At 44.6% G+C, this 12,914-nt stretch carries 7 protein-coding genes; 5 read left to right on the top strand and 2 right to left on the bottom strand.

Translation table 11 applies throughout. The annotated features are described in order from the left end of the window. Nucleotides 1-35: 35 nt before the first annotated feature. Together CXF61_RS04810 and CXF61_RS04805 are read right to left on the bottom strand one after the other, a co-directional pair. Nucleotides 36-1,646 (bottom strand): hypothetical protein, encoded by a 1,611-nt coding sequence (locus CXF61_RS04810; RefSeq protein ID WP_165597361.1) that lies wholly within the window; start codon nucleotides 1,644-1,646, stop codon nucleotides 36-38. A 55-nt stretch (nucleotides 1,647-1,701) separates the two neighbouring features. After that, nucleotides 1,702-3,762 (bottom strand): hypothetical protein, encoded by a 2,061-nt coding sequence (locus CXF61_RS04805; protein ID WP_165597360.1) that lies wholly within the window; start codon nucleotides 3,760-3,762, stop codon nucleotides 1,702-1,704. Nucleotides 3,763-4,101: 339 nt separating this feature from the next. On the opposite strand from CXF61_RS04805, the gene ggt reads away from it, so the two are divergent. The 5 genes from ggt to cysE all read left to right on the top strand — a co-directional run bounded on the left by ggt (nucleotide 4,102) and on the right by cysE (nucleotide 12,776). Next, the gene (gene ggt, locus CXF61_RS04800) at nucleotides 4,102-6,060 is read left to right on the top strand and encodes a gamma-glutamyltransferase (protein ID WP_227526600.1); all 1,959 of its coding nucleotides are present in this window, start codon (nucleotides 4,102-4,104) and stop codon (nucleotides 6,058-6,060) included. Nucleotides 6,061-6,354: 294 nt separating this feature from the next. After that, complete coding sequence (gene dnaE, locus CXF61_RS04795; RefSeq protein ID WP_165597359.1) at nucleotides 6,355-10,074, top strand: DNA polymerase III subunit alpha; 3,720 nt, start codon at nucleotides 6,355-6,357, stop codon at nucleotides 10,072-10,074. 339 nt (nucleotides 10,075-10,413) lie between these two features. Then, nucleotides 10,414-10,794 carry an Hpt domain-containing protein gene (locus CXF61_RS04790; protein WP_101204466.1) on the top strand — a complete coding sequence of 127 codons (381 nt, stop codon included), beginning with the start codon at nucleotides 10,414-10,416 and terminating at the stop codon, nucleotides 10,792-10,794. Beyond that, nucleotides 10,794-11,675, top strand: a complete 882-nt coding sequence (locus CXF61_RS04785) for an RNA methyltransferase (protein ID WP_165597358.1) — start codon at nucleotides 10,794-10,796, stop codon at nucleotides 11,673-11,675. The genes CXF61_RS04790 and CXF61_RS04785 overlap by 1 nt, the downstream gene beginning before the upstream one ends. A 189-nt stretch (nucleotides 11,676-11,864) precedes the next feature. Beyond that, entirely contained in the window at nucleotides 11,865-12,776 is a 912-nt protein-coding gene (gene cysE, locus CXF61_RS04780) for a serine O-acetyltransferase (protein WP_165597357.1), read from the top strand. Nucleotides 12,777-12,914 lie beyond the last annotated feature (138 nt).

Genomic DNA, 12,914 nt, shown 5'->3' with positions numbered 1-12,914 from the left:
AATGCTTTCTATTTACTCATTAATACTCTAATCAGTTACTCAACCGAACCAATACGCTCTCTGACCATCGGCAACATGTTAAATACCATTTTACCTACTGCCGTTCCATTACCGTCTTGGTAGTATTGCAGCAGCTCTGGAGCATACTTTCGTAAATCAATACTATTGCTAGCGTTTGGCGTCTGCACATTACTTGGTAGGTTAGGAAACGCCAAGTCCTTAGTACTGATAGTGGAATACTGCTGCAACACATCTAATCTCATACCTTTGTCATTATTCGCTTCGCTAGTATTGTCCAACTGACGACGTAAGTGCTCCCATTTGAGTTGACCGCGTTTATCAAACCCGTACAGTTCCTGTACTTCTGTATTGGCAACAGTCTCACCTGTCGTGGCTTCCTCATTCATTTGATCTTTTATCATAGCCAGTATTTTTTGTACAATAGACTTACTGGTAAATGCCTTTGGATTTTGAATCGACTCAAACGCTGTCATCGGTTCGGGTTCTTGTACCAGCTCTGGGTATTTTTTACTGATCCGATCATAGAAAATCTGCATATATTTCTGTTGCGACGCTTGATAATCCCCAAAGCGTTGTACTCGGCGAATGATTTGATCGCTTGGTAGCATAGCCGATAACTGGTGCGCGGGCAGCTTTGGAGACAGTGAAGCAAGTGAGTTAGGGGCAACATAATTAAACTGGCTGACAGGAGCTGCATCATAAGTCGCATCTAATGCCGCAAAGTGGCTTTTGATGACTTCACCACCAAATCCTTTAGGCAATGTACCATCATCAATGGCTATTTTTAACCACTTATTTTGCCATTTTGTACCGAGTTTATTATCTAACAATTCTGAGTTTAGAATCGCAAAATTATCTGCCCATAGGTAAATATCACCGTTTTTAAAATCCATATAAATAGGCTGGTTGATACTGCTGTGATGATTACGTGCTTGATATTGCGCACTAGCGAGCATCGTAGCCTTGCCTGCCATCGGTTGATAGATCCCTTGAGAGTCGATAGAAAGCGGCTTTAGTAGATACTCATCTAATAACTGTGCTTTTTTCACATCTAACGGTCTTTGTTTATCCTCATAATTATCAAATAGCGCTTGATAATCTGGTGCTACTTTTACATCGCTATCGTATTGATGGTCATCCCATGCATGATAGGCATCTACGCACTCAAAATACGACTGCCTTATGCTGTCACGTTTAGTATCGTAATCTACCGCTAAGATATCTTTGTTTTGCTGTTCTGCTTGCAGGATTAGAGCGGCGTACGCTTGGTCATGTGCCTCTTCGCAGTGTTCATCTACGTAGTCTGATGCCGCCATTTTCTCCGTACTAGTATTAGTATCGGCATCGGCATCGGCATCGGCATCTGTAAATTGTTGGTTATTACCAATCTCAAGATTGCTATGGTAGCTAAATGACTGACGACGCTGTTTTTGTAGTGCTGTTTCTAGTGTCTTTTTGGCAATGCTAGGTGCTTGTTTTACAGCCGCCGTGTTGGACTGGCCCAAACTGGTAGACTGGCAACCTGTTAACAACAGCGCCCCTGTCAAAAATGCGCTGGTTATTAGCAGATTGTTTTTAGTCTTACATGGCAGACGTTGTGCAATGGTGTGATGTACTGTTTTCATTTTTTATCCTTAATAGATATGAGCGTAAATGCAATGCGATGATGTCATTTGACTTCTATTTTTCATTCATATCATCTTGAGCATCGTCAACTCGGCTCTCATCGACAGCGTCTGTGCCATTGTCATTATCGTTACCATACTCATCACTGCTATAAGCATCACTGCTATAAGCACCCTCGTTACCGCTATCTTGATAGTCGTAGCGTGCATAGCGGGCCGTTTGTAATCTGTCTTTTTTCTCGCGCTGCGTAGCTATCCATGCATTGCCATCGATAGGAGGCATAGCGTCTGGACCAAAAGACTCATCGAGGAGCGGTGTCAAGGCATTACGGTTGAAGCTGGCTTTATCGTAACGCACTTGGTTTAGCATAGTTGTGGTCGACCCCATCAAATCACCACCGATATTGACACGTTGCTGCTTGGCCAGCAATCGATCTGAGCTGTCTAAGTAATAGTAGTTGATTTGATTAAACGAGATAGGACCGATAGCTTCAATCAGCTGCAATAGCGAACCGACATCCGGGCTTTGATAGCCTTTATTGTATAATTGCACTTTAGCTAGTGCTGTCTTTAGTGCAGCACCATCAGGATATTTATCTGGATTGGCATCTACGTATTCTTGCAGTGATTTCGTCACATATTTGAGCGTCTTGCCAATTACTTCACCGCTTTGCTGGCTACCGAAATAGACTTTTACGGCGCGAGTCGCACCGACTTCTTTGGCAAACGCGTCACCACTGATATCTACTGCGCTAAAATGCTCGGGCGCCAGCTCAGCCATGCTGCTCTGTATTGCTTTGAGCACCGCATCGTAGAGCACCGCTGGTGGCAGCTGTGCCGTGATACTTTCAGGCAAACCAAAGCTCACTGTATGCGAGGTCATCTGTGATGGTAATGGCGTATTCTCAGGGTTAACAAGTGCAACGATCGGCATAATGGCCGATGGATCTACTACGACACTGCTGTTATTAAAATCAAATGCTAACGGTATCTGTATCGATGAGCTAATCGTTGGTGTGGCGTAATCGTAGCTATAGACGCTTTGTAATTTGCGCTGCTTGGGACGGTATTGACTGACACTATTGAATGTTAAATGCTCATACTGATAAGCATTGGATGCAGCTATTTGCTCAGGAGTACGGTGGAACATATCAAGTATATTGCCAATCATGCCTGTAGATGACATTGGTAGGCTGCCACGATTTACTGTCTTTGTCTTAGCTTTCTGTTTAGACATTTGCATGGCTTCATACTTTGTAGCCATTGTCTTTGGACTTAAACCTGACATCCCTGAGAGCATACCTTCAGCACTGCTGCTGTATTCATCATAGTCATTACTATCATAATCTGCTGTATCGTAAGCATACTCGTTATCGCTGTTGGTATCACTGCTCGTCGGCTCATTCTCCCCCGCTTCAGCCAATATAGCAGCAATGGCTCTTCTCTCTGCTTCAGCTCTAGACTTATCATAATCACTAGGATAATCGGACTCTATCGAATCTTTCGCATCATCATAATCATTATAGTCATCATTGTATGGCTCATCATCACTTTCGCTATATACTCCTTCAGGCTGATACGCATAGGTTTCTATGATCGTTCTAAGCAAGCTACTAGATCCTGCGTCGATACTATCTGGGTCAATGAATGGTGCTGAGCGATAGTTGGCTGTGGCGACTGCGACATGCTCGGTCGCCAAGTGCTGACGAATGGCTGCAAGCAAGTGTGATTTGGCTTGGTTTTCGGTGCTTGGATACTTCTCTTGATCAAACAGCTGCTCATAACGCGCGGCCTGAGCGTTTTGACTGACAGTGAAAGCTTGACCTTGACGTTGGCTCTGCGCGGTATCTGCGACACTAAAGTCCATCATGGTACTAGAGACGCTGCTATTCGACGACAGATTGGAAGATGAGCTGGCTGGAGTTGATTGGCAACCTGCGAGTACAAGTGAAGCACTACCAACCATCAAGGCGATAGAAGTCAATTTACCGGCTGGATATAGATGACCGTTATTATTTTTACCATTATAGTTTTTATGATCAGTGTTAGATAAATAAGCAGGCGCAGTCTCAGAGTAGCGCTGTCGATTGCGGTTATTAATATGGTGTGATGACATAGTAATCTCTTTGTATGAATAGACAGTCGATAATGAGTGCATAGTGGTACCGTTATTTATATCACAAGACGTTACAACTTAGTAATATTAGCGAATATTTTTAAAGAACTCCTTCATTAATAAATAATTTTCTCTGTATAACTGCTGTCTTATCAGTAGCTTCATTTACTTGAAAATTAGCTTCATTTATTTGAAATACAGCTGATACAGCTAAACGCTATAAAAGCGTACACCACAAAAGATAATAAACAACTTTCTACTATCTCATATTTTCGTTACTATTTAGGCTTATCTATTTCCTAGCTCTATTCTTTCCACTCGCGTAAAAAGGACTTTGCGATGTCACAGTTATTATCTCGCCACCATCGAACCGCTCAGCAGCGTAAACCGAAAACTAATACCTTACTCAAATCTAGCGCCGTGCTCATTACCAGTACGCTACTGCTATCTATATCCGCACAGGCTGTAGAGTCAACGACCTCAGTAAGTAATGCGACAGTCAACAATACATCAATCAATACCAGTGCCATAAACTTGGCTATCATGGCTGATAGTCCAACGGTACTCTCTGAAACCAAGCGCATCACGCGAGCGAAGGCCAATACCCTTAACACCACATCGAACAATGCTAACAATACTAATAGTGACCAAGCCATCTATTCTGAAGACGCCATTCATCATCCAGTTTGGGCAAAAAACGGCATGGTCGCTACCCAAGAAGCGCTTGCCTCTGATATCGGTTTACAGATTTTAAAGGACGGCGGTAATGCGGTAGATGCTGGCGTTGCAGTAGGTTTCGCCCTAGCAGTAACCTTGCCGCGCGCAGGTAATATCGGTGGTGGTGGTTTTATGATGATTTATGATGCCAAACAAGGCAAAACGGTGGCGCTTGATTACCGTGAAAAAGCACCGAGTAGTGCCTCACGCGATATGTACCTTGATAAAAAAGGCAATGCTGTCAGCGACTTATCTCGCTATCATGGCTTGGCCGTTGGCGTGCCAGGGACAGTAGCAGGACTACTAAAAGCACTAGAAGAGCATGGTACGATGAGCCGCGAGCAAGTTATGGCACCAGCGATAGCACTGGCTGAAGACGGCATAGAAGTCACCGCTGGCTTGTCCGAGTCACTCACGGCGCTGAGCGATCGCCTGCAAAAATGGCCAAGTACCAAAAAAGTGTTTTTCAAGCCTGATGGCAGCGCTTATCAGCCAGGCGAACGTTTAAAGCAGCCTGAGCTTGCGCGTTCGCTAAAGCGGATTGCGGTACAGGGTACCGATGGGTTTTATAAGGGTGAGACCGCTCAAAAACTGGTCAAAGCAGTCAACGAAGCAGGCGGTAGCATGAGCCTGCAAGATTTGGCCAATTATCAAGCCATCGCTCGCGAACCTGTCAAAGGCGACTACCGTGGCTATGAGATTGTTTCTATGCCGCCGCCCTCCTCTGGTGGTATTCACATCGTGCAGATTTTGAATATATTAGAAGGCTATCCGCTCAAAGACTACGGACAAAACAGCGCACAGACTATTCATCTAATGGCTGAAGCGATGCAGTTGGCGTATGCAGATCGAGCTGAGTATCTGGGAGATGCCGACTTTATCGATGTACCTGCCAGCGGCTTAACCTCACAAGCCTATGCAGACAAACTGCGTACGTTGATTGACCCCAATAAAGCCACGCCAGCATCTACCATCAAAGCCAACAATCCGCTACCTTATGAAAGCGATCAAACCACGCATTTCTCTATCGTTGATAAAGATGGCAATGCGATAGCCAATACTTATACGTTGAATTTCTCTTATGGTACTGGTCTCGTTGCGGACGGTACGGGCATTCTGCTCAATAATGAAATGGATGATTTCTCTGCCAAACCGGGCGTACCAAATGGCTACGGCTTACTTGGTGGCGATGCCAATGCAGTGGAAGCCAATAAGCGTCCACTATCCTCTATGAGTCCGACGCTCGTATTCAAAGACAGCAAACCTTACATCGTTACTGGTAGTCCAGGCGGTAGCCGTATCATCACGACTGTCACTCAGATTATCTCTAACGTCATCGACCATGATATGAATATCGCTGAGGCAACGCATGCGCCGCGTATCCACGATCAATGGCTACCTGATGAGATTCGAGTGGAAAAAGCACTGAATATCGACACAGTGAAAAAGCTCGAATCAATGGGTCATACGGTCAGTCCAAAATCCGCGATGGGATCTACGCAATCGATCATGCTCACACCAAACGGTGTTTATGGATCGTCTGATCCACGTATTGTCGATGCGGCAGTGGTTGGTTACTAAAAAACTGACTTTAATTATCAATTACATAGCCCTCTATACCTCGTTGTATTGGGGGCTTTTTGCTGTTGTCTATAACCGAGTTTTTACATCTTAATGACTTAACTTACGCAGATTAAACCCTTTGAACCTGTGGCTGTCTGCGGCAAATAATGCTATTATTGACGACCCCATTTAAAACGTATCAATATAGCTATCGAGGTCTTGTTGGCCACTAGATATCAGCATAATTGATTGATAATAATCAATTATTTTATCGGTAGCTTATTTCTTTGATCGTACCAGTAAGAGTCTTCTATGGCATTTGTACACCTTGGCATTCACAGCGAATATTCCATCACCGATTCTATCGTGCGTATTAAACCGCTGGTAAAAGCTGCTGCGGCTGACAATCAGCGCGCGTTGGCATTGACCGATTTGTCCAATTTATATGCCACGGTGAAGTTTTATCGTGCCTGTTTAGGTGTGGGTATCAAGCCTATCATTGGCAGTGAAGTCATCATGGATAATGAAGACACACGCCTTACCTTACTTGCGATGAATAACGAAGGGTATCAAAACATTACCCGTATCGTATCGCTCGGGTTTACCGAAGGTCGCGCTGATCCTGTCAATCATGGCACGCCAGTTATCAAGCGTAGTCATATCTTAGAGCATGCAGCAGGTGTGATTGTACTGCTCACCGAAAAGTCTGACGTGGGTCAAGCATTGGTCGGCTCAATGCCAGAAAAGGCCGATGAACTACTCACTGAATGGCAGGCACAGTTTGACGATCGTTTGTACTTTGCGATCAAGCGTACCAATCGTTCAGGCGAAGATGCTTTTATTAGGGCAGCCATCCATTCAGGTGCCAAACACAACATCCCTATCATTGCGCATAATGACGTGCGTTTTTTAGAGCAGGATGATTTTGATGCTCATGAAGCTCGCGTTTGTATTGCAGGCTCTTATGTCCTTGCTGACCCAAACCGTCCGCAGACTTACTCGGATGAGCAGTATCTAAAAACCCAAGCTCAGATGGAGCAATTATTTGCTGATATTCCGCAGGTCATTGATAACACTTTACGCCTCGCTACACGCTGCAATGTCACCTTAACGCTTGGTATTAACGTCCTACCTGATTTTCCTGTGCCTGAAGGAGAGACGATTGAATCGTTCTTCCGTGCCGAGTCACAACGCGGGCTTGAGCAGCGCTTAGATAAGCTGTTTCCTATCGAAGCACGTACGGATAATTGGAGCGATTTCCGTCAGAGATACGATGAGCGCCTTGCATATGAGTTAGATATTATTCTATCCATGGGCTTCCCCGGTTATTTCCTAATCGTCATGGACTTTATCCGCTGGGCAAAAGCCAATGGCGTGCCAGTAGGCCCTGGACGTGGTTCTGGTGCAGGTTCATTGGTCGCATACGCATTAAACATTACCGATCTTGACCCGATTCATTACGATCTACTATTCGAGCGCTTCTTGAACCCTGAGCGGGTATCGATGCCCGATTTCGATATCGACTTTTGTATCGAAGGTCGTGACCGCGTCATTGATTATGTCGCGCAAACCTATGGTCGTGATGCCGTCTCACAGATTATTACCTTTGGTACGATGGCCGCAAAAGCGGTTGTGCGAGATGTGGCACGCGTACAAAGCAAATCATACTTCTTGGCCAATAAAATATCCAAGCTGATTCCAAAAACGCCTGGCATCACACTGAGCCAAGCACTTGAGCAAGAGCCACAGCTCAAAGACTTGATCTCTAATCCTGATAATATGGATTACGAAGATGCCATCGAGATTTGGGAGATGGCGATTAAGCTTGAAGGCGTCTGCCGAAACGTCGGTAAACATGCCGGCGGTGTATTGATTGCTCCGCACAAAATCACTGACTTTAGCGCCATTTACTGTGATGATGAAGGTCACCGCGTCAGCCAGTTTGATAAAGACGATGTAGAAGCTGTTGGTTTGGTAAAGTTTGACTTTTTGGGTCTACGCAACTTAACCGTCATTAATGCGGCAGTTGAAAACATCAATTTGCGCCGTGCAAAAGAAAACGTACCTGCCTTAGTTTTAGAAGATTTGCCGTTAGATGACAGCAAAGCCTATAAGCTGCTGCAAGATGCCAAAACCACGGCGGTCTTTCAGCTAGAAAGTATGGGCATGAAGAAATATCTTGCTAAACTGCAACCGACCAATATCGAAGATGTTATCGCCATGTGTGCGCTGTATCGTCCCGGCCCACTCGATGCAGGCATGGTAGAGATGTATATCGACCGTAAGCATGGTCGCGAGGAAGTCATTTATGACCATCCCAATCTTGAGCCGATTTTAGAAAACACTAATGGCGTTATTGTCTATCAAGAACAGGTGATGCAAATCTCGCAGGTGATGGCAGGCTATAGTTTGGGCGGTGCTGATATGCTACGCCGTGCGATGGGTAAAAAGAAACCTGAAGAGATGGCCAAGCAGCGCGATATTTTTGTCACTGGTGCCACCTCACAAGGCATCGATGAAGTCACGTCAGGCGGTGTGTTTGACTTGATGGAAAAGTTCGCAGGTTACGGTTTTAACCGCTCGCATTCTGCGGCTTATGGCGTATTGGCTTATCAAACGGCCTACCTAAAGCAATACTACCCTGCCGAATTTATGGCAGCGGTCTTAACTTCAGATATGAACAACACCGACAATGTCGTGTTCTTTATCAATGACTGCCGTGAAAACTTTGGGTTAACCGTAGTCAATCCTTCGGTCAATCGTAGTGAGTGGCATTTCGTTGCCGATACTCCGACCAATATCATCTATGGTCTTGGCGCAATCAAAGGCGTGGGTGAAGGCGCGGTAGAGTCTATCGTAGATGCACGCCGCCGCGAAGGTCCTTTTAAGGACTTGTATGACTTCTGCCGCCGTGTGGACATCAAAAAAGTCAATAAACGCACACTTGAAGCATTGGTTAGTGCTGGTTGTTTTGATGACTTTGCCGCCACGCTACGACCTGACTTGCCAGCCGATGAAGCTTACGAGATTCGCGGTGCCTTGATGAGTCAATTGCCAAGCGCGGTACAAGCCGCTGAGCAAGACCGTCAAAACCGCGAAATCGGTATGATGGATTTGTTTGGTGAAATGGATGGTGTGGTTGCAGCCCCGCCGTTAGTCATGACCCCAGAACTCATCTGGGGTGACAAACACCGTCTAAAAGCTGAAAAAAACACCTTGGGACTGTACTTAACGGGACATCCAATCAATGAGTATTTGGATGAGTTGAAACGCTACACCTCTGGTGCACGTCTCGATAAGTTAACCGATACTGGCTATAACGGCAGCTGCTATTTCTCGGGGCTTATCATAGATATTGCCAACTTTGGTAATCGTAACGTGATTACTTTAGATGATGGTACATCGAGACTTGAGGTCAGCTGCTATGCTGAGCGTTTTAATCGTGTCAAAGAACAGTTGAAAATCGATGAAGTCGTCATTATCAAAGGCAGCATCCGTGAGCGTGATGGACGTTTGTTTGCACGTCTTGATAGTGCCATGAGCATGGTAGATGCCAGACTACGTTGGCTCAAAAAAATCAGTATCAAAGTTCATGGTAGTGATATTAATCTGCTCACACGTCTACAACCACTACTCAAATCAGCCCAAGCTGACATTATTCCTGAGCCGCGTCTGGCATATAACCAAGAGCAAGACGAGCAAAGTAGCAGCGGTAGTAACGTCTACGACCCTGCAATGGGTGGTAGCTTGTATGATGAGAACGGTAATGACTTATTGGCATTAGAGAGCGACATGAATCATGACGCGGCCAATCAAAACGGTATGTCAGCCAGTTATGCCAATAATGCCCTGAGTAATACTGACGCTTCTATCAATGATAACTGTCTGCCACTTGGACTAAGCATTTATGAGGTCTATGGCATCGCAAATGTTGGACTGTCTGAACACTGGCGCGTTTACCCAAATGACGATAACTTGCAGACATTAAAGACTTTGGTCAGTGAAGAGAACTTACATTTTCATTACAGCTAAGACGTACATTACTTTTAAAAAATTCATTATAGTAATATCAGGGTCTGTTGAATATTCAAATGTGGTGCTGGCAGTCACTATTTTTTAGGCAATATGCAGTGAAATTTTTGCCACCTAGTCATTCTAGGTTAAATAATTTCGCCATGTATTGGCAAAAAATAGTACTGCCCTGAAAGGCTGATGCTAAAATCACCCCAAACGTTGTTGAAAACCTAGCTAAGGTCTCAACATTATCATCAGTTTTCGCCTAGTCTGGTGCAATTTTAGTAATCAGCAGCCCTAATATTTGAATGCTCAACAGACCCTACTGCTTTAACTTTTATAAATTGGACAACCACCATGGATGACACTACAAATAATAATATGCTCGGACAAACTGATGAAGAAATCATCAATCATGAACAGTTCGAGGACATGCGTGACCTGCTCGAAGAAGACTTTGTTGATTTGATACAAGTATATTTTTCTGATAGTAAGCAAAGAGTTGCAGCGCTGCGAATTGCTCATCAAAAAGACGATAATGCCAATGGCTTTGAAACCGCTCATGCTTTAAAAGGTGCTAGCGCCAACTTAGGTACGACTCAATTAGTCCGTCTTAGCAGCCAGTTACAAGAATACTGCCGTGAGCGCCGGATTAATGAGCAAGCCGTCCTGATCGAAGAGATTGCCATTGCATTACACCGTGCTGAACAAGAAATCAATCAGAGACTGGGACAATAATGAGTAACGACGCTTCATTAGCCGTATCATCACATACAGTAAGCGACTACCTTGATTGCTTACAAGTAGTCATGGTTAATACAACTTTGCCTGCTAATATTGGTTCGGCTGCCCGTGCGATGCATACCATGGGCTTATCTCGTTTAACGGTGGTCGACCCCAAATTACCGATTGACGAAACCAGTGTGTCTCATGCAGCAGGTGGCAGTGAATTATTATCGTCAGCTTTAATTGCACCTACTTTAGAGTCTGCTATCTCTGGCTGTCAGTTGGTGTTTGCCGCTAGCAGTCGTAGTCGTCACTTACCTCGCCCTGTGGTGACACCTACGCAAGCCGCTAAGATTATGTTTGACTTTATCGATGCACAGGCAGCTTTAGGTGCAGACGATAGTAGTGTTGATACCTCATCTGCTGCTACTTCTAGCAAACCAAATATTGCTATTCTATTTGGACGTGAAGACCGTGGATTGACCAATGAAGAATTGGCTTATGCCGATTATCATATTCAGATCGATGCCAATCCTGCTTACCCTGTGCTAAATGTTGCATCAGCCGTGCAAGTGATCGCCAGCTTTATTTTTGCTTATGCTCAAACGCATGCTCAGACAGCTGATAGTTTAGATTCGGATACAAGCACAGACGCCCAATCGACAATCAATGTGAATTTGCGTCAGCAATGGGATGAGCCTGCTATTAATCATCAGCAGCTGCAACAGCTCACTCAGCGCACCACTGACCTTATGGTGCAGCGAGGACTAGCAAATAGCGAACATCTGAAGTCATTGCCATCACGCTTGTCTAGACTTGGGTCACGCCTACAGCTTGATCAAAAAGAATATCAGCTATTAAGCGCTTTGATTGCCAAACTATCGAAAGAATAAAACAAGCCGTAGTTTATGGGCTTGCTTTTATTGGACAGCTTTTTACTATATTTTGCCGTATAAAGCTGTTATAACTTGCAGAAGCTTAGCGAAAATATATATTCCTGATTATCCGAACTTTATGACCACAGATTAGAGGCATCGCTGCTTTCGCAACGACACTCTACCGACGAATAGATAGGACGCTTTATGTCATTGCCATCCAAATTATTCAAATCACTTGTTACTATCAAGAATGATTTGAAAGAAGATATTGATGCAGTATTCACCCGAGATCCTGCGGCGCGTAATAGTCTGGAAGTGATCCTAACTTATCCGGGCATACATGCGCTTGTTTTGCATCGCGGTGCACACTGCCTTTGGAACAATGAACAAAAACTAGCGGCACGCGTGATCTCCTACGGCTCGCGCATCATGACAGGTATCGAGATTCACCCTGCTGCTAAGATTGGTAGACGCTTTTTTATCGATCATGGTGTCGGCGTCGTCATCGGTGAGACTGCTGAGATTGGTAACGATGTGACGCTATACCATGGTGTTACTTTGGGCGGTGTGTCTTGGAATAATGGCAAGCGTCACCCAACGCTAGAAGACGGTGTAACAGTCGGTGCTGGTGCAAAAGTTTTGGGGCCGTTTACTGTCGGTAAAAACGCTAAAATCGGCTCAAATGCAGTGGTAGTCAAACCAGTACCAGCAGGTGCTACGATGGTCGGCAGTGCCGCGCGTATGATCTCAGATCATCACGATGAAAAAGGCAACCCAATCGCGACAAAAGTACAAGACGCCAAGCAACAAGAAAAAGTCGCACAAGCTGGTGAGAGCAACGATCAAACTAAAGACACTACCCCTACTGCCAAACGCACCAATACCTTCCGTGCTTATGGTATCGACCCTTATTCACAAGACCCTGTCGCAGAAGCATTTGCTAAAATGCTTGAGCACATTCAACAATCAGAAAATCGTCTCGATCAACTGCAGTCAGCGATGTGTGATATTGATCCCAATTTTTGCAAAAAAGAATATGATAAGCTATGTTTAGAAGATTTAGATGTGATTGGTCGTGCTGATGTAGAAGATATTAATGATGAGGAAAGCAGGTAAAACAGTTGTTAAAAATAGGCAGAACTATTGCCGTATAAACTGATAACAAATGCTTATATAGGTAGTGAAGAACGAATAAAATCAAAGCGGGATTGGATAAAATTTACCATGTCTGCATACATGGTAGATTCTATGAGA

This window comes from Psychrobacter sp. 4Dc, assembly GCF_002836715.1.
Taxonomy (GTDB): domain Bacteria; phylum Pseudomonadota; class Gammaproteobacteria; order Pseudomonadales; family Moraxellaceae; genus Psychrobacter.
This window is presented reverse-complemented; position numbering and strand designations above follow the sequence as displayed.